This is a genomic window from Microbacterium xylanilyticum, from assembly GCF_054654695.1.
This window is the reverse complement of record NZ_BAAIEN010000002.1, coordinates 468,312-486,602: the sequence shown is the minus strand read 5'-3', so window position 1 is coordinate 486,602 and position 18,291 is coordinate 468,312. Positions and strand designations below refer to the sequence as shown.

16 protein-coding genes and 1 pseudogene are annotated in these 18,291 nt (G+C 71.7%); 9 read left to right on the top strand and 8 right to left on the bottom strand.

The genetic code is table 11. From position 1 onward, the window contains the following. The first annotated feature begins 88 nt into the window (after positions 1-88). Complete coding sequence (locus ACYQ1L_RS02810) at positions 89-919, top strand: VOC family protein (protein WP_460005748.1); 831 nt, start codon at positions 89-91, stop codon at positions 917-919. 59 nt (positions 920-978) lie between these two features. Here the strand turns inward: ACYQ1L_RS02810 and ACYQ1L_RS02805 are convergent, their stop codons facing one another. From ACYQ1L_RS02805 to ACYQ1L_RS02795, 3 genes are read right to left on the bottom strand one after another with little or no spacing between them, the layout of a single operon-like run. Next, positions 979-2,967, bottom strand: coding sequence for a DUF2264 domain-containing protein (locus ACYQ1L_RS02805; RefSeq protein ID WP_460002745.1), 1,989 nt, complete (start codon positions 2,965-2,967; stop codon positions 979-981). Further along, positions 2,964-4,136 (bottom strand): LacI family DNA-binding transcriptional regulator, encoded by a 1,173-nt coding sequence (locus ACYQ1L_RS02800; RefSeq protein ID WP_460002744.1) that lies wholly within the window; start codon positions 4,134-4,136, stop codon positions 2,964-2,966. The genes ACYQ1L_RS02805 and ACYQ1L_RS02800 overlap by 4 nt, the downstream gene beginning before the upstream one ends. After that, complete coding sequence (locus tag ACYQ1L_RS02795) at positions 4,133-6,184, bottom strand: heparinase II/III domain-containing protein (RefSeq protein ID WP_460002743.1); 2,052 nt, start codon at positions 6,182-6,184, stop codon at positions 4,133-4,135. The genes ACYQ1L_RS02800 and ACYQ1L_RS02795 overlap by 4 nt, the downstream gene beginning before the upstream one ends. A 142-nt stretch (positions 6,185-6,326) precedes the next feature. Between ACYQ1L_RS02795 and ACYQ1L_RS02790 the strand changes: the two genes are divergently transcribed. From ACYQ1L_RS02790 to ACYQ1L_RS02760, 7 genes are all read left to right on the top strand, one after another. After that, positions 6,327-7,346, top strand: a complete 1,020-nt coding sequence (locus ACYQ1L_RS02790) for a hydroxyacid dehydrogenase (RefSeq protein ID WP_460002742.1) — start codon at positions 6,327-6,329, stop codon at positions 7,344-7,346. A gap of 60 nt (positions 7,347-7,406) precedes the next feature. Then, on the top strand, positions 7,407-8,693 hold the full coding sequence (locus ACYQ1L_RS02785) for an ABC transporter substrate-binding protein (protein WP_460002741.1): 1,287 nt from the start codon (positions 7,407-7,409) through the stop codon (positions 8,691-8,693). Between the two features lie 145 nt (positions 8,694-8,838). Continuing rightward, complete coding sequence (locus tag ACYQ1L_RS02780) at positions 8,839-9,771, top strand: carbohydrate ABC transporter permease (protein WP_460002740.1); 933 nt, start codon at positions 8,839-8,841, stop codon at positions 9,769-9,771. Then, positions 9,771-10,682: a carbohydrate ABC transporter permease gene (locus ACYQ1L_RS02775; protein ID WP_460002739.1), complete on the top strand. Its 912-nt coding sequence runs from the start codon at positions 9,771-9,773 to the stop codon at positions 10,680-10,682. Before ACYQ1L_RS02780 ends, ACYQ1L_RS02775 begins: the two co-directional genes overlap by 1 nt. After that, entirely contained in the window at positions 10,679-11,401 is a 723-nt protein-coding gene (locus ACYQ1L_RS02770; protein ID WP_460002738.1) for a DUF624 domain-containing protein, read from the top strand. The genes ACYQ1L_RS02775 and ACYQ1L_RS02770 overlap by 4 nt, the downstream gene beginning before the upstream one ends. A 44-nt stretch (positions 11,402-11,445) precedes the next feature. Continuing rightward, the gene (locus ACYQ1L_RS02765; protein WP_460002737.1) at positions 11,446-11,841 is read left to right on the top strand and encodes a VOC family protein; all 396 of its coding nucleotides are present in this window, start codon (positions 11,446-11,448) and stop codon (positions 11,839-11,841) included. Positions 11,842-11,922: 81 nt separating this feature from the next. Then, entirely contained in the window at positions 11,923-12,891 is a 969-nt protein-coding gene (locus tag ACYQ1L_RS02760) for an aldo/keto reductase (RefSeq protein WP_460002736.1), read from the top strand. Between the two features lie 22 nt (positions 12,892-12,913). Here the strand turns inward: ACYQ1L_RS02760 and ACYQ1L_RS02755 are convergent, their stop codons facing one another. From ACYQ1L_RS02755 to ACYQ1L_RS02745, 3 genes are all read right to left on the bottom strand, one after another. Next, positions 12,914-13,726, bottom strand: coding sequence for an isocitrate lyase/PEP mutase family protein (locus ACYQ1L_RS02755; protein ID WP_460002735.1), 813 nt, complete (start codon positions 13,724-13,726; stop codon positions 12,914-12,916). Positions 13,727-13,793: 67 nt separating this feature from the next. Beyond that, complete coding sequence (locus tag ACYQ1L_RS02750) at positions 13,794-14,891, bottom strand: FUSC family protein (RefSeq protein ID WP_460002734.1); 1,098 nt, start codon at positions 14,889-14,891, stop codon at positions 13,794-13,796. A gap of 102 nt (positions 14,892-14,993) precedes the next feature. Then, entirely contained in the window at positions 14,994-15,203 is a 210-nt protein-coding gene (locus tag ACYQ1L_RS02745) for a DUF1653 domain-containing protein (RefSeq protein ID WP_159577006.1), read from the bottom strand. Between the two features lie 164 nt (positions 15,204-15,367). Here ACYQ1L_RS02745 and ACYQ1L_RS02740 point away from each other — a divergent pair, with 164 nt between their 5' ends. Then, complete coding sequence (locus ACYQ1L_RS02740) at positions 15,368-15,979, top strand: TetR/AcrR family transcriptional regulator (protein ID WP_460002733.1); 612 nt, start codon at positions 15,368-15,370, stop codon at positions 15,977-15,979. Positions 15,980-16,128: 149 nt separating this feature from the next. Here ACYQ1L_RS02740 and ACYQ1L_RS02735 read toward each other — a convergent pair. Then, positions 16,129-17,252: pseudogene (locus ACYQ1L_RS02735) on the bottom strand (Gfo/Idh/MocA family protein). Further along, positions 17,249-18,073, bottom strand: a complete 825-nt coding sequence (locus ACYQ1L_RS02730; RefSeq protein WP_460002732.1) for a sugar phosphate isomerase/epimerase family protein — start codon at positions 18,071-18,073, stop codon at positions 17,249-17,251. Before ACYQ1L_RS02730 ends, ACYQ1L_RS02735 begins: the two are co-directional and overlap by 4 nt. Between the last annotated feature and the right edge of the window lie 218 nt (positions 18,074-18,291).

The window sequence follows — 18,291 nt, the reverse complement described above, 5'->3', positions numbered from 1 at the left end:
GCGGGCGGCGGGGAATGCCTGCACGGTCCATTCCGTTGCATACATCGTGACGATCCCCTCCGCTGACCTCCTCGCGGCCGACACCGCCATGGGCGCGGTGACGCTGCTCGTCGCCGATCTCGACGCCATGACCGCGTACTACCGCGACGCGGTGACGCTGCGGGTCCTGTCGGCCGACGGCGACCGCGTGGTCCTCGGCCGCGGCACCACCCCGGTCGTGATCCTGCAGCACAGCCCCGACCTGCGTCGCGCGGCGCCGCGGTCGGCCGGGCTGTTCCACACCGCCATCCTGTTCGAGACCCAGGCGGCCCTCGCCGCGGCCCTGTACTCGGTCGCGCGCCGCGCTCCCGGCACGTTCACCGGCAGCGCCGACCACCTGGTGAGCCAGGCCTTCTACTTCACCGACCCGGAGGGCAACGGCGTCGAGCTGTACTGGGACCGCGACCGCACCCAGTGGAGCTGGGCGCATGGCCGCGTCGAGATGGACACCCTGTACCTGGATCCGAACGCGTTCCTCGGGCAGCACCTCACCGAGGCGGGCACCGAGGATCCGGTGATCGGCGGAGCCGTGGTCGGGCACGTGCACCTGTCCGTCGGCGACGTTGCCTCGGCGCGCGAGTTCTACGTGCGCCGCCTGGGCTTCGAGACCACCGCGGAGCTGGGCGGATCCGCCCTGTTCGTGAGCGCGGGCGGTTATCACCACCACATGGCGATGAACACCTGGGGCAGCGCCGGCGCCGGCCCGCGCACCCCGGCGCTCGGCCTCGGCCGCGTCGACATCGTGCTGCCCACGGCGGACGACCTCGGATCCGTCGCCGAGCGCATGACGCACTTCGGCGTCCCCGTGCGCGACGACGGGCAGACGCTGGCGTTCGAGGACCCCTGGGCCAACGCCATCCGCCTCACCGCCGCGGCCTGACGGGCAGAGTCGGTCGCGCGCTGCCCGCCACAGCGAGGCAACGCGCAGCGCTCCTGAGTTCAGTCCGGCAGCGGCACGGCCGAGACCGCGCCGTCGGGCCAGGTGACGCACACGGTCGCACCGCCGTCGGCCGCCGACACGACGGCCGCGCTCGGTGCCTCCTCGGCGCCCCGCCCGAGGCGCACCGCGGCGACGGCCACGTCGCCCTCGGCGACCGCGGTGAACTCCAGCCGAGGGATCGCCGTGACCTCCCCGATCGGCGACGTGCCCGTCTCGGTGCGCACCGAGGCGGTGACGGCGCCGCCCCCGATCCCCGGCAGCACCCGCAGCTCGGACTGCACCCCGTCGAGCGCCACGACGACCGCGTCCCCCTGGACGTCCGCCTCGCCCGCGGCCGCCCCGCTCAGCGGCCACCCGCTCACCCGCACCGGGAGCGGCTCCGCGGAGACGCCGTCGCGGGGCAGGCGCCGGGTCGCGCGCACCTCCCACGAGCCCCGCACGACGCTGGCCGTCGCGAGCAGCGGCCCGTTCGTCACGACGCCGGACCGGCCGGATCCGTGGTCGTACGTCGGGCCGTCGGCGCTCGAGTCCACCCAGTGGGCGTCGGCCACCGAGACCGCGTAGGCGGCCACGCCGTCGTCGCCGATCGCACCGCGCGCGAACCCGGTGCGGTGCGTCGACCGCCCTGCCGCGTCGAGCGCGCCCACCATGCTGTCGACGGGGTCGTCGATGGTGGCTCCGACCAGCGGCGGCAGCGTCGCGCTGGAGTAGCCGAGCCGGGCGTACAGCGGCGAATCCCCGGTGCGGTCGCCCTCGAGCGCGTGGTCGGTGCCGTGGTTGATCACCCGCACGATGCCGTCGGCGCTGGTGCCGCTGACGAGCCAGCCGGCGGCGCGGATTGCGCGGCGCACGTCGCCGCGCTCGATCGGCAGGGGCTCCTCCACCGCGGTCCACACCGGATGGTCGGCGGGCAGCAGCAGCCCGAGGAAGCCCTTCGATCCCCAGTACGGCGAGCCGGCTCCCGAGTACGTCTGCGCCATGGCCGGCCACTCGCCGAACAGACCCATCGTCAGCAGGCCCCGCTGGTCGATCGCCCCGCGCTCCACGAAGGCGCGCAGCTCTGCGGAGGCGGCACGGCGCAGCGTCCCCAGCGGCAGCCGGGTGGCGCCGGTGACCGCCCCCATCCACAGCGGCGCCGCCGTGGCGAACCGGTAGATCAGGCTGCGCCCTTGCAGCAGGGGCATGCCGTCCGCGCCGATCAGGCACGCGCAGTCGTCGAGGAAGTCGGCCAGCCGCCCCCGGAACACCGGGGCGAGTGAGGCGGATCCGAACCCCTCCGAGCCTGCGGATCCGGCCCACAGCAGCGGGTACAGGTGCATCGCCCAGCCGCAGTAGTGATCGTAGTTGCGCATCGGTCCGTCGGCCCACCAGCCGTCGGTGCGGTAGTAGTCCTCGATGCGGGCGAGGTCGGCGGCGATGCGGGCGGGATCGTGCGGGCCGCCGACGGAGGCGAGGAACGTCTCCACGGTGATCCGGAACCACAGCCAGTTGTTGTCCGGGTACCAGCCCACGGGGCTCAGGGCGAGCCATGCCACGATGCGCTGCCGCGCGTCCACGTCGAGCGCGTCCCACAGCCACGGCCGGGTGAGCTGCAGCCCGAGCGCGATGGACGCCGCCTCGACCTCGGCCTGCGCCTGCTCGGCGGGCCGGATCCAGCGCTCCGGGTTGTCCGGATCCGTCCCGGCGATGAGCCCGTCACGGTACCAGTCCAGGAAGCCGCGCGGATCCGCTCCGCCCTCCCCGGCGAGGCGGAACGCGAACAGCAGGAACGAGCGCGCGAACCCCTCGAGGCCGTCGCTGTCGGCGCCGCTGCTGCTCGTCTGCCCGGGCAGGCGCACCTGGCTCCGGGTCGGCGTGAAGTAGGGCCGCAGCGACAGCAGCAGGTGGTCGGCGATGGCCTCCCAGTGCGCGCGCGTCCAGCCGGTGTGCGGCGAGAGCGTGCGGTCCTCGGGAGGCAGGGCCAGGCGTGCGGGGTCGAAGACGGTCACGGGGTGTCCTCCAGGACGGGTTCGGCAGCGGGTTCGGCGGAGTGCGGGGCGGCGGAGTCGACGTCGATGACGGGGCGCAGTGACGACTCGCGCACGTGCAGCTCGGGGCTGAGCTTCACGCGGAACGCGGGTCGCCCGCTGCCCGACTCGAGCCGGGCGACGAGCAGGTTGACCGCTTCCCGGCCGACGTGCTGCTTGGGCGGACGGACGGCGGTGATGGCGGGATCGCCGAAGCGGGCGACGTCGTCGTCATAGGCGACGATCGCGAGGTCGTGAGGCACCCTGATGCCGCGATCCAGGGCATGCTGCTCCAGGGCGATCGCCTGCGGATCCGGCAGCACGATCACGGCCGTGGTGCCGGTCTCGCGGATCTGCCGCAGCGCCTCGTCCATCTCCCGCTCGCGCCCCGGAGCGTCGAAGCGCACGCCGCTCAGCGCGGCCACGTCGAACGGCAGTCCGAGCGCACGCAGCGTGTCGCGCCAGCCGCGGCGCACGTGCCGCCCCGTCGGCATCTCGCTCTCCAGGATGAGGCCGATCCGCTCGTGGCCCGCCTCGTGCAGGTGCCGCACGGCGAGGGCGGCGCCCGCCGCATGGTCGGAGACGACCGACTCCAGATGCGGCGCGGCCGCCGCCGCGCGCACGCGACGCTCGGCGAGCACCACCGGCACCGGGAGGGAGTCGAGCCACTCGAGCATCTGCACGCCCGCTTCGCCGGCCGTGTCGGGGGCGACGATGAGCCCGTGCAGCCCCGGCGTGTTCAGCAGCGCCTCGACCTGGCGACGGTTGTCGCGCAGCTCATAGGTGGACGCGCGCAGCAGCAGCCGGGCGCGCAGCTGGGCGGCCTGCGCCCTGGCCCCGTGCACGATCGGCGGCCAGTAGTAGTCGAGCGAGGGCACGACCATGCCGATCGTGTAGCGGGTGACCCCGGGGTCCTGGCCGGCGAGGGCGGGGCTCAGTCCCGGTTCGATCGCGCTGCGCAGCGTCGCACCGCCGTGCACGCGCGTGACGAGCCCCTGCTGGGCGAGCGTGTTGATGTCGCGCCGGATCGTCAGCTCGCTCACGCCCAGATGCGCCGCGATCGTGGAGACGCTCACCGACCCGCGCTCGCGGATCTCGTCCATGATCCGCTCCCGGCGCTGCAGGGCGAACAGCGGATCCTTCGCGCTCATGAGACCTCCTCGATCACGGTGCGGAGTATGCCGGTGCGCCCGGGGACGGCGTATACGAGACGGGTGAGGCGCGGCCCCCAGATCCCGACGAGCTCCGGGTCGTCGAGCTCCCACACCTCCAGCGCGGGCTCCACGGGCGCGTCGTCGCGGACCGCGGTGATCCGGATCCGGTGCCCGTCGGCGGCGACCTCGATGCCGCCGTCCGTGCGCACGACGTCCCCCGCCGCGATGAGGTGCACCCGGTTCGCGCCCGCCTCGTGCAACCGCCACACGTCGGCCACCTCGATCCGGCGGATGGGCTCCCCCGCAGGGGCCGTTCCGTCGGCGCGGCCGACCCGGAAGGTGCGGCGCCAGGAATCGCCGTCCGGGAGCGGGTACGCGCCCGACAGCTCCAGCTCGAGCGACGGATCGGCCCCGGCCGCCGAACCTGCATCGGCCGCGGGATCCACCCCGGGCTCGCCCCGCGGCGCGGCGATCACCTGCGCGGAGAAGGCGGGCCCCTCGCCCTGCTCGAGGCCGAGCGGAGCAGGCGCGTTGTGCCAGCCGCTCTGCATCGCGCGGATCCCGTACCGCTCGGCGCTGAACGTCTGCGCGGTGTAGGTCGGCTTGCCGACGTCGACGAGCAGCGGCCGCCCGCCGGCCGCGACGATGAAGGATCCGAGGTCCTTGTGGTTGTGGTTCTCGTCGTTCGTGCCGCCCTTCGCGGCGAGCGCGAGCCCCTCCGCGGAGCCCGCCGCTCCCCGGCGCACGAGCAGCTGCACCGATCCCAGCCACACCGCCTCCGGAAGCGGTGCTGCCGCGGGCGCGGCGTCGCGCCAGGCGCCGTCGACGAGTGCGCAGACGAGGCGGGGCAGGCCGCCGGACGCGTCCGCCACAGGCTCCCCTCGCCGGCGTGCGGCGCGCGCCCAGGCGGTGACCCGCGCGTCGCCGATGAGCCCGCCCCAGCGGAACGGCAGCTGCCAAGGCTCGTGCCCGCGCGAGCGGGCCCAGCCGTCGGCCACGTTCACGTACCACTGACCGCCCAGGTGCATGCGCATCGGGAAGCGCAGCGTCTCGGCCACGACGGGGACGGTGCGCGCATCGAGGCCCCCGTCGGTGAGGGACGTCACGAGATCGAGCAGCTCGAGCATCCGTCCCGCGCCGTTCCACCAGTAGGCGACCCCCTCGTCGATCGCGCCGTCGGCGGGCAGTTCGGCGACGTAGCGGTCGAGGCTGTCCAGCGCCCGCGCGAGCAGACGCGCGATGCGTTCCGCGTCGTCGAGCAGCAGCACCGCGGCGAGCAGCACGTTGCCGAGGATCCACGGGTTCCAGTTGTTCACCTCGCGCCAGTATCCGAGCCACCACAGGTCGTCGCGGGTCTCGAACGGGGTGAACACGCGCACCTCGGCCTCGTGCCGGATGCGCTCGCGAAGGCCCGGCCAGCTCGCGTCCCACCGCGGCCCCAGGATGCGGTCGGCGACGGCGAGCTGCGCCACGATCTCGCCGGCGACGAGGTCGAGGTAGGGCGCCGTGACGTCCGGCAGCACGAACCCGCGCCGGGCGTGCGCGTCGTCGTGGGCGGGCAGCGACCAGGTGCTCTGCTCGCACAGCACCACGACGCCGTCGGCCGCCTCGTCGATCCAGCGCTGCTCCTCGGTCGCCGCCGCCGCGATCACGGCGCGGGTGAGCCGCAGCTGGCGCTCCGACACGGCTCCCTCGTAGGTCGCGCGGTCGCCGTCGCGCACATAGCGGGCGAAGAGCGAGCCCAGCGCATCGGGCCAGGGCCGGCCGAGGTCGGCCTGCGCGGCGCTGCGGATCCGTTCGAGCGTGATCGGATCCGTCTGGGTCCACACGTCGCGGCGCGTGATCGGCGGGATCCCCGACCGCTGCCGGAGGCGCTCCGGCGGGACGTCGCCGAGGGCCGCGCGCAGGGCGCCCTCGCGCATGGCCTCCCCCCACGCCGTGAACAGCGGGCCGCGGAATTCCGCGGGCTGCACGACCGTCCCGGCCGGCGGCGTCGCGTGCGCGCTCACCCGGGAGAGGGCGTCCGCCTCGAGGTTCCGCGTCATGACTCAACCTTCGTTTGTGCTGGTATCTGTTCGACTGTGAACGTTTGATTTCGTCTCGAACGAGTCCGAGTATCTACTGAGTCCAGCGACGATGCAATGCCCTGCTTCGTCGGGTTCAGACGAAGGATGGGAACCGCCGGGAATGACCGCATCCACCACCCCCAACGCTCTTGTCGTGATGTCGCGAGAGGTGTTCGAGCGGCAGTTCGACGACGCCCGGATCGCCCGGCTCCGCCGTCTCGCGACGGTGCCGGATCCGGTCTTCACCGACGATCTCGACGACCCCGCGCTCGCCGCCCGGCTGGCCGAGGTCGAGGTGCTGCTCACCGGCTGGGGCGCGCCCCGCCTGGACGCGCAGCGGCTGGCCCGCCTGCCGAAGCTGCGCGCGATGCTGCACTGCGCCGGATCGATCCGGCCTCAGGTGAGCGACGAGTTCTGGGCGCGCGGGATCCGCGCCGCCTCGGTCGCCGACGTGAACGCCGCGCCGGTCGCGGAGTTCACGCTCTCCGCCGTGATCTTCGCCGGGAAGAAGGCGCCCTTCATCGCCGCCGACCCGGCCTCGCGCAGGCTGAACGGTCTGCAGGCGGAGCGCTTCGGCGAGCTCAGCAACTTCGGGCGCACGATCGGCGTCGTCGGCTTCAGCCGGGTCGGCCGCCGCGTCGTGAGCGTGCTCCAGCAGCTCGACGACGTGACCGTGCTCGTCGCGGACCCGTACGCGGATCCGGCCGAGATCGCCGCGGCCGGCGGTGTGCGCACCTCGCTCGAGGCGCTGCTGCCGCGCGTCGACGTGCTCTCCGTGCACGCGCCGGAGCTGCCCTCCACCCGGCACATGATCGGCGCGGAGCAGCTCGCCGCCCTGCCCGACCACGCGACGGTGATCAACACCGCCCGGGGCAGCCTCATCGACACCGCCGCCCTCGAGCGCGAGTGCGGGAGCGGCCGGCTGAACGCGATCCTCGACGTGACCGATCCCGAGCCGCTGCCGGAGGACTCTCCGCTGTACCTGCTGCCGAACGTCATGATCACGCCGCACCTGGCCGGATCCCTGGGATCCGAACTGTTCCGCATGACCGACGCGGCGCTCGACGAGCTCGAGCGCTACGCCGCCGGCGAGCCGCTGTGGGAAGAGGTCACCCTCGACGCCCTGCAGCTGAGCGCCTGACCGATCCCCATCCGCACCACCCGATCCGCATCACCTCATCCGTTCGAAGGAGAACCCCGCATGAAGAGAAGGCTCATCGCCGTCGGCACCGTGGCCGCCGCAGCCCTGATGCTCGCCGGCTGCGCCGGTACGGCCGCGCCCGCGTCCACCGCCACGAGCACGGGCGACAGCGCGCCCGCGACCGTGTCCATCGCGCTGTGGGACCTGCAGAAGACCCCCGAGTTCAACGCGCTGATCACCGCCTTCCAGAAGGCCAACCCGAACATCACGATCCAGCCGGTGGACATCCCGTCCGTGAACTACGAGGACAAGATCACCACGATGCTGGCGGGAGGCGACAGCACCGACATCATCACGGTGAAGAACCTCACCGACTTCGGCGGCTACATGCAGAAGCAGCAGTTCCAGAAGGTGGACGACGTCATCGCGGCCCTGCCGAAGGACAAGATCCCCGCCACCGAGCAGTACAAGTACAAGGGCGCCTACTACGCCGCGCCCTACCGGCAGGACTTCCACGTCCTGTACTACAACAAGGACCTCTTCAAGGCGGCGGGCGTCGAGGATCCGGAGAACCTCACCTGGGACGAATTCGCCGCGACCGCGAAGAAGCTCACCACCGGTGACGGCGCCTCCAAGACCTACGGCGCCTACATCCACACCTGGAACTCGATGGTGCAGGGCTACGCCGCGGCGCAGCAGGACAAGCCGTACGACAAGGCGGACTACTCCTGGATGTCCGACCAGTACGACGTGACGCTGGAGATGCAGAAGGCCGGATCCATCATGGACTGGGCCACCGCGAACAGCACGAAGACCGGATACGCCAACATGTTCGAGACCGGCAAGGCCGCAATGGTGCCGATGGGCACCTGGCTGATCGCGCCGCTGCTGGCCGACAAGAAGGCGGGCACGACGAGCGTGAACTGGGGCATCGCCCCGGTGCCGCAGCGCAAGGCCGGCGGCAAGATCACCACGATGGGCGGACCGACCGGCTTCGCGATCAACAAGAACGCGAAGAACACCGCCGCCGCGAAGAAGTTCCTCGAGTTCGCCGCCGGCCCCGAGGGCGCTAAGGCCGTGGCCGGCGCGGGCATCGTCCCGGCCTACCACAGCGACGACATCACGAAGGCCTACTTCGCGCTGGAGGGCATGCCGCAGGACGCGCTGTCGAAGAAGGCCTTCGCGCCGGACACGATCCGCGCCGACGGCCCCACCGGACCGGATGCCGCAGCGATCGGCGGCGTGCTCAAGCAGGAGCACGAGCTCATCATGACGGGCAGCAAGTCCGTCGACGACGGCCTCGCCGAGATGGCGGACCGCGTGAAGAACGAGGTCCTGCAGCAGTAGCCTTCCGAGGTCGTTGAGCGCCCTTCGTCTCGTCGCTGCGCTCCTCGCTCAGGGACCGGCCCATCCACCGGTTCCTGAGCGAGCGCAGCGAGACGAAGGACCCCGCCGCCCCCGCCAGATCCACCCGACCCGGAGCACCCACACCATGACCACGACCGCAGACCGACCACCCGCCGTGAGGACGCCGTCGCGCGCCGCGGCCGGGCGCCGGATGCGCCTGCGCAGCATCCTCGTCGGCTGGAGCTTCATCCTGCCGAACTTCCTCGGCTTCGCCCTGTTCACCCTGGTCCCCGTGATCGCGGCGTTCGGGCTGGCCTTCATGAAGTGGGACGGCTTCAACGACCCCCAGTTCGTCGGGATCCGCAACTTCACCCGCCTGTTCGGCGACGACAACTTCCGCATCGCGCTGCTGAACACCGTGCTCTACGCCGTCGGGCACGTGCCGCTGACCCTGGCGTTCGCGCTCGGACTCGCCCTGCTGCTGAACCAGAAGCTGCGCGGCATCGCCTTCTTCCGGGTGGCGATCTTCTTCCCCTACATCACCTCGCTCGTGGCGATCGCGATCGTCTGGAACATGCTGTTCAACCCCACGAGCGGACCGATCAACCAGTTCCTGCAGCTGCTCGGCATCGCCCATCCGCCGGGCTGGACGGCGAGCACGGGCTGGGCGCTGCCCGCGGTGATCATCACCGGCGTCTGGCGCGACATGGGGTACTACATGGTGCTGTTCCTGGCAGGACTCCAGGCCATCCCGAACGAGTACTACGAGGCGGCGTCGGTGGACGGCGCCGGCGGCTGGCGCAAGTTCTGGAGCATCACACTCCCGTCGCTGCGCCCCACGACGTTCCTGGTGCTCGTGCTGCTGAGCGTGTCGAGCTTCAAGGTGTTCGACCTGATCTTCGTGATGACTCAGGGCGGGCCGGGCCGGGCGACGCTCGTGCTCTCCCAGCTCATCTACCAGGACGGCATCATCAACGGCCAGTTCGGCTACGCCTCCGCGATCTCGCTCGTGCTGTTCGTGATCGTCCTCGTCGTCACCGTCTTCCAGTTCCGGATCCAGCAGAGGAGGGAACGCTGATGAGTGCTCTCACCACCGACCTCGTGCGCGAGGTCACCGGCGCCGACCGGGCCGTCCCGCGGCCGCCCCGTCGCCGCAGCCGCGCTCGCATGCGCACCCGGATCGGCCAGGCCGCGATGTACGTGCTCCTCGTCGCGCTGCTCGGGATCGTGCTGCTGCCGTTCTTCTGGATGCTGTCGTCCTCGCTGAAGAACGATGTCGACGTGCTGACCGTGCCGATCCAGTGGATCCCGAAGACGTTCGTGTGGACCAACTACGCGAAGATCTGGACCGAGATCCCGATGGCCGGCTACCTCGCGAACTCCGCGTTCCTGTCGATCGTGATCACGACCCTGCAGGTGCTCACCGGCAGCTTCGCCGCGTACGGCTTCTCGAAGGTGCGCTTCCCCGGCCGCGACGCGCTGTTCCTCGCCTACATCGCCACGATCGCGGTGCCGTGGCAGGCCTATATGATCCCGCAGTACGTGATGATGCAGAAGGCGGGGCTCACGAACACGTTCCTGGCGCTGATCCTGCTGCAGGCGTTCGGGGCTTTCGGCGTCTTCCTGATGCGGCAGTACTACATGTCGATCCCGGACGAGCTGACCGAGGCCGCGCGCATCGACGGACTCACCGACTACGGCATCTGGGCCCGCATCGTGCTGCCGCTGTCGAAGCCCGCGCTCGCCTCGCTCGCACTGCTCACGTTCGTGAACACGTGGAACGACTACATGGGTCCGTTCATCTACCTGTCGAGCAATCAGCTGTGGACCGTGCAGATCGGACTGCAGTCGTTCATCGGCCAGTACTCCGCGCAGTACGCGATGATCATGACCGGGTCGGTGATCAGCATCGTCCCGATCCTCGTCATCTTCCTCGCCGGACAGCGCTACTTCATCGCCGGGATCGCCACGAGCGGGATGAAGGGATGAGCGCCGTGCCGGTGGAGCGCGGCCGGACCGCGAGGCCGCGGCGCGGGTTCCTGCGGCTGCCGCAGGAGACCATGGAGTCGATGTTCGGGTACGCGTACGCGATCCTGATGACGGATCTGCTGCTCGTGATCGCGAACCTCCCGCTGGCCGTGCTGCTGTTCGTCGCCCGCGACGCGTTGCAGGCGTGGCCGACCGCCCTGCTCGCCTCGCTCACCCTCGCGCCGTCGCTCGCGGGGGCGTTCGAGGTGTTCCGGCGTCTGCGCGGCGACGAGCCGCCGCGGCCGTTCGCCGCGTTCTGGCACGGCTATCGGCGACGCGGTGCGGCCGCCGCGCTGATCGGCCTCGCCACCGCGCTCGTGGTCGGGTTCGTGCTGTACGACGCCGCGATCCTCACCGGCACGCCGTGGGCCGCGCTCGCCGCTCCGACGCTCGGCCTCGCGGCCGCGTGGGCGGTCGCCACCTGCACCACCGCCGTCGCGGGGCTGGTGCTATACCCGCAGGCGTCGGCGCGGGCGATCGTGAAGGCGGCCGTCTACCTCGCGGTGCGGCGCTGGTACTTCAGCGTGTTCGCGCTTGCGCTGCTCGGGACCGCGGCGGCAGCCGTCCTCGTCCAGCCGGTGCTCGGCGCTCTCGCGCCGGGGCTGCTGCTGTACGTCGTGTTCGCGAACGCCGACTTCGCCTACCGCCGAGCCCTGGAGACGGAGGCCGCTGCGGGCTGAGCGCCGCCCTGGACGCGATCCCTGCCGGGGCGCATGCTGGAGCCATGACCGGATTCCAGACCACCCACGCCTTCAGCGGCTTCAGCGTCGACGACATCGATGCGGCTCGGACCTTCTACGGCGAGACACTGGGCATGAACGTGTCGACGAACGCGATGGGCTTCCTCGACATCGAGCTGCCGCAGGGCGGATCCATCCTCGTGTACGCCAAGCCGAACCACACGCCCGCGAGCTTCACGATCCTGAACTTCCCCGTCGACGACGTCGAGGCGGCGGTCGACGACCTCAACGCCCGCGGCGTCGTCACGAAGATCTACACGGATCCGGACTTCGGCACCGATGAGAAGGGCATCGCGCACGGCGGCCCCGGTCGCGGGCCGGACATCGCCTGGTTCACGGACCCCGCAGGCAATGTGCTGTCGGTGCTCGCGGCGAGCTGAGCGGTGATCGCTTGACTTAGAGCGCGCTCGAAGTCGTAGCGTGGGGCGCGGCCCGTCTCACCTCCACTCCGAAAGGCACTCATGAAGCACGCGACTCTCGGCACCCTCTCCGTCGGACGGCTCGGCCTCGGCTGCATGGGCATGTCGGCCTTCTACTCCGGCGCCAACACGGACGAGGCCGAGTCCATCCGCACGATCCACCGGGCGCTCGATCTCGGCGTCACCATGCTCGACACCGCGGAGATGTACGGTCCGCATACGAACGAGGAGCTGGTCGGACGGGCCCTGGCCGGGCGTCGCGACAGCGTCGTGATCGCCACGAAGTTCGGCATCCTGCCGGGAGACGACGGCGGCCGGCGACTCGACGGCAGCCCGGAGAACGTGCGGCGCTCGGTCGAGGGGTCGCTGCGGCGCCTCGGCACCGATCGGATCGACCTCTACTACCAGCACCGCATGGATCCGCAGACGCCGATCGAAGAGACTGTGGGCGCCCTCGCCGAGCTCATCGCCGAGGGGAAGATCCGGCACTACGGGCTCTCCGAGGCCGGGGAGCAGACGCTCCGCCGCGCGCATGCCGTGCATCCGGTGACGGCGCTGGAGACCGAGTACTCGCTGTGGACGCGGGAGCCCGCCGAGCAGCTGCTGCCGGTGCTGCGCGAGCTCGGCATCGGCCTGTTCCCGTACTCGCCGCTCGGCCGCGGCTTCCTCACCGGCGCGATCCGCTCGGCAGACGCTCTCGATGCCGGCGATTTCCGCCGCAGCAATCCGCGCTTCGTCGGAGAGAACCTCGATGCCAACCTGCGGATCGTGGATGCCGTCGAGGCGGTCGCCGCCGACCTCGATGCCACGCCGGCACAGGTCGCCCTGGCGTGGGTGCTCGCGCAAGGGGACGACATCGCGCCGATCCCCGGCACGAAGCGCGTCTCCCGTCTCGAGGAGAACGTCGCGGCGGACGCGCTCCTGCTCACGGCGGAGCACCTCGCGGCCCTCGATGCGCTCCCGTCCGCGGCAGGCGACCGTTACGCCGACATGTCCAGCATCGGCCGCTGACCGGACGGCGGCGGTCCGCCCTTCAGCCGGCGAAGCGTCGCTGCACCTCGGCGTACGGCAGCGCGCCGTCGAGGAATCCGAGCGTGCCGGTGTCGAGCAGTTCTCGCCCGGCACGCTCGAGCGCGGTGAGGGCCGCACGGGCGAGGCTGCCGCCCAGGCTCACCCGCCTCACCCCCAGCGCGAAGAGCTCCGGCACCGGGATGACGTGCGCGGCGAGTCCGGCGACGATGTTCAGCGGGGCCGGGATCTCCGCGGCGAGGCGACGGACCGTCTCCTCGTCGCCCACCCCCGGCACGAACACGCAGTCGGCGCCGGCCTCGACGTAGCGCTGCGCCCGGGCGACCGTGTCGGCGAACGGATCCGCAGCGCCGGGCACGAAGTACGCGTCCGTGCGGGCGTTGAGCACGAATGTCCCCCGGGGCGCCGCGTCCCGGGCCGCGGCGATCCGCTCGGCCGCCTCGTCGACACCGAACAGGGCGCCGCCGGCGGTGTCCTCGAGGTTGCCGCCGACCGCCCCGACGTCGACAGCGCGCAGCACGGTGCGCGCCACGTCCTGCGGGTCGTCTCCGTACCCGTTCTCGAGGTCGGCGGTCACCGGCACGTCGACGGCCGCGACGATCGCGGCGACCTTCTCGAGCATCGTGTCGAGGTCGAGGGCGCCCCCGTCGGGCACCCCGAGCGACCACGCGATGCCGGCGCTGGTCGTGGCGATCGCGGGGAAGCCGAGCTGGGCGAGGATGCGCGCGGATCCCGGATCCCAGGCGTTCGGCAGCACGAAGCCGCCGCTGCGGTGCAGGGCGAGGAAGGCGGCTGCGCGGTCATCGTTCGAGGTCATGATTCCGGGGTACCCCGCGGGGCTGCGCGACGTCAAGCGCGGCCCGATGGCGTGTCGTCCCGGCCGCTCAGCGCCGCGCGTGCGCGATCGAGCGCGGATGCACGATGCCCGTGGCCGCGCCCAGCACCGCCCCGATGAGCGTGTCGACGACACGCTCCAGGATGAGGGCCCAGGGCAGTCCTCCGCTCACGCCGGCCGCCGAGGAGATGATGAAGAGCACGAGCGGCGTGATGAAAACGAGCGCCAGCGCGTAGTTGCGGACCACGAAGATCTCGACCGCGAACTGCAGCCCCGCCAGCAGGAACGGCAGCACGAAGGACGGGATCGGCACGGATCCGAGCAGCGCGAACGCGCCCGCGCCGACCAGGGTGCCGAAGAAGCGCTGGCTGCCGCGGATGAACGCCACCCGCCGGCCCACGTTGACGCCGATCACGGCGATGGCCGCGCACACCGTCCAGTAGGCCCGCTGCGGATCGACGAACAGCATGCTGAGCAGGGTCCCGACGACGGCGACCAGGGCCACGCGCGCCAGCAGTGCTCGCCCGTCCCGGTCCAGCTGCGGCCGGCGCGCGATCTGCGTGCGCGCCGGAGCCGGCGCTGCGCCGCGAGCTCGCCCGATCAGGAGCGCCGCCACGGCGATCGCGTAGGCGATGACGATGCCCACGGCGAGCGCCCCGAGGTAGCGGAGCGGCTCGACGAGCCGATGCCCGCCGGACACGGCCGTGAGGTGGGTCGCCAACCCGTAGACGAGCACGAAGAACACGGGTCCCGGCGGCCCCAGCCGGAAGCCGTAGTGCAGGCCGGCGGCGATGATCGACAGCACGACGAGCCCGATCGCGGCGGCGAGGGGGAACGGAGCGAGCACGGTGCCGATCGCCGCGCAGACGAAGATCGCCAGCCCCACGACAGGCAGCAGCCGGATCCGCACGCGCGGCGCGGTGCCGACGAGGTAGATCGCGGTGAAGGCGCCGCTGGCCGCCATCATGCCCGCCCCTGGCTGCCCGAGCAGCGTGAACAGCCCGACCGGGATGAGCATCGACATGGCCGCCTGCAGCGCGATCGGCCAGCGCCGCGACGGCGCGGGAGCGAGGAGGAAGTGGCTGCGGGCCCAGACCCGGATCAGCGCGGTCGGCGGGCGCGGGGAGTCCGGAACCTGTGCGGTCATGCCGTCCGCCTCCGTTCCGGCCCGGATCCGGACCTCCTCCAGCCTACGCGCGGAAGGACGCCGACCCCGATGCGGGAGGGCGCCCGGCCCCGATCGGGGAGCTCAGGCGACGCGGACGAACCTCGGGCCGCGGTAGCCGTCGCGATCGACCTGCTCCTCGAACATCGCGAGCGGCCGCGCCCAGAAGCTGTAGTCGTCGTAGAGCTTCCGGTAGAAGACCAGCTGCTCCTCGGTCTCGCTGTGCCGGCCGACGGCGATCACCTCGTATCGGGCGCCCTTGAAATGCTGATAGATGCCGGGTTCGACGGCCATGCCTCGTTCATCCTCCCGTCCGCCCGCACCCCGTGCCGGCGGTCGGCCCGGGCGTCGGCGGCTGCGACTCCGATCACCGAGCCTGGCATGCCCGGCCTGCCGCCGCCAGCGCCCCTCCTCGGACAGCCCAGGGCGCGGAAGGCGGGCCTCGGTATCATCGGGTGATGGCCGATTCCTCCGCAGCGCCCCGCAGCACCGGCCGCTACCGCAAGGGCATCGCCCGGCGCCAGGAGATCCTCGACAAGGCGATCGAGGTGTTCGCCCGCCGCGGCTCGCAGAAGACCAGCCTTCGCGCGATCGCCCAGGAGGTCGGCGTCACGCACGCGGCCCTGACGCACTACTTCGGATCCCTGGAAGAGCTCCTCGTGGAGGTCTACCGGGAGTCCCAGCGACGGCCGAGCGCCGAGCGTCCGCTTCCGCCGGACGCCACACCCGCGATGGCGATGAGCGCCTCCGCCGAGGCGAACCGGCAGATCCCCGGACTCGTGCAGCTGTACTCCACACTCGTGGCGATGGCGATCGAGGACGACCATCCGGTCGCCCAGGAGTTCGCGACGGACCGGTTCGCCCGGCTTCGCGAAGGCATCGCCGAGCAGGTCGTCCGGCTGCAGCAGTCCCGGCACATCCGCACGGACCTCGACCCGGTGCTGGTGGCCGCGCTCGTCATCGCGGCCTCGGATGGCCTGCAGATCCAGTGGCTGCTCGACGAGGGCGTCAACCACGAAGCGGCGCTGGAGATGCTCGACCGCCTGCTCCGCGGCACCCCTCCCGCCTGATCGCGCGACACGCGCACCGCCTGGACGCGGCGCAGGTCTTGCCGCGACATCCCGCATCCCCGCGACATCCTGCATCCCCGCGTTCCCGACATCACGCAGACCGCGGGCCGCCGGCATGGCGCCGGACGACCCGCGGTCTGTGTAATCGGTCAGAGCGTGGCGGCGAAGGGGTCGAAGCCCTCCGGCAGCAGCGGAACAGGGCCGACCGTGCTCTCCACCTCGAGCGACCGGCCCGTGCGCGCGGACTCCTGCGCGGACAGCAGCACGTCGAGCACGTGGAATCCGAGCTCGCGGAGGCCACGTGCGGCCGGTCCGCCGCGATCGCCCGCACCATGTCGAGCGCGCCGAGGCCGCGGCCGACCTGGATGTCGTCGTGGGGGATCTCCACCCACTCCTGCTCGAACGACATGCCGTCGCGCAGGACACCGAGCGGTTTCACGTACGCGATCCGACCCGCGAACTGATTCGGATCCGGGATGACGATGGTCCCCTCGGTGCCGTGGATCTCCACGATCCCGTGGCGCTCCAGCGCGGAGTCGAAGCTCAGCAGGCTCTGCGCCTGCGCGCCCTGCTCGAACGCCGTGACGATCTGGATCGTCGACGGCACCTGCACCGGGAACAGGGTGCCGGCGTTCGGGCCCGTGCGGATCTCGCGCTCCTCCCGCGCCTTGGTGCCGACCGCGGTCACGCTCGACACCGGGCCGAGCAGGCTCACCAGTGCGGAGAAGTAGTACGGCCCCATGTCGAGCAGGGGGCCTGCGCCCTCGGCGAAGAGGAACCCGGGGTTCGGGTGCCACATGTCCGGTCCCTGCGTCTGGAACACCGTCTGCGCGAACAGCGGGCGTCCGATCACGCCGCTGGAGATCGCCCGGCGCGCGGCCTGGAAGCCCGGGCCGAGCAGCGTGTCCGGGGCGGATCCGACGCGCAGGCCGGCCGCGGCGGCCTCCCGCAGCAGCTCGGCGGCGCCCTCGCGGTCGAGGCCGAGCGGCTTCTCGGTCCAGACGTGCTTGCCGGCGGCGATCGCGGCGCGGGACACCTCGATGTGCACGGCGGGGATGGTGAGGTTGATCACCAGGTCCACCCCGGGATGCGCGAGGACGTCGTCCGCGGATCCGAAGGCCGGAACACCGTACTTCTCGGCCTGCGCCTGCGCGCGGTCGAGCAGCAGGTCGCCGACGATGAGCACCTCGGTGTCGGGGAACTTCGAGAGGTTCTCGAGGTACGTGTCGCTGATGACGCCGACGCCGATGACGCCGATCCCGACCGCGCTCATCGGGCGAACCCGCCCTCGACGAGGAACGCATAGCTCGCGGCGATGTCGGCGAACACGTCGCCCGGCGCGTGGTCGTACTCGATCACCGCGTACTCGAGCGCGGTGGCGGCGCGCAGCGCCTCGGCGAGGGGCACGTCGCCGGTGCCGGCGTGGCGCTGGTCGAGGCTGTCTGCGCCGAACGCCGGGGCGTCGGGCGCGAACGGGTTGCTCGCCGGGACGATGCCGTCCTTGACGTGCGCGGCGACGAGGCGGTCCCCGAGGCGCGCGACGAGAGCGGGCACGTCCTGCCCGCCGGTGAGCGCCCAGAACAGGTCGAGCTCGATCTTGACGCGCTCGTCGGTCAGCGCGACGAAGCGCTCGTAGGCGGTCTGCCCGTCGAAGTCGGCGATGAACTCCTGGGCGTGGTTGTGGTAGCCGACCTCGATGCCGAAGCCCGCCGCGGTGTCGACGAGGGCGTTGAGGCGGTCGGCGATGTCGGTGACGCCGTCGAGCGTGAGCCAGCGGGCCGGATCCACGAACGGGTCGATGACGGTCTTGATGCCGATCTTCGCGGCGACCTCGAAGACGACCTCTGGCGCGGGCGTCGGGATGGATCCGTCCGGCGTCCACAGCTCATCCGACAGCAGCGGCGCGTGCCCGGTGGGGGCGGCGAGGCCCGCGGCGTCGAGGGCGGCGCGGATCTCGTCGGGCCGGCGCACGAAGTCGAACGCCTCCACGTTGCGCAGGCCGATGGCCGCGAGCTTGTCGAGCGAGCCCTGCATGTCGGCGGAGAACTCCGCCGCGAGGGTATAGAGCTGTACCGAGGTTTCTGGCAGGGCCACGGTGACCTTCCTTGTCTGTGAGAGGACGGGCGCTCCCGGCCCGTGCGGCCAGGATAGCAGAAACCTCCATGTGGAGGTAATGAGAATTCCGCGGCTCGAGCGGGCCCTGCATCGGTCTGGTGTCGCAGGAACTCCGCGACGGGCGGATGGGACGCACCCGCTGACGCTCGGGAACTCCCGGTCACGCCGTCAGAGCGCAAAGCACCGGCTGCACGGCG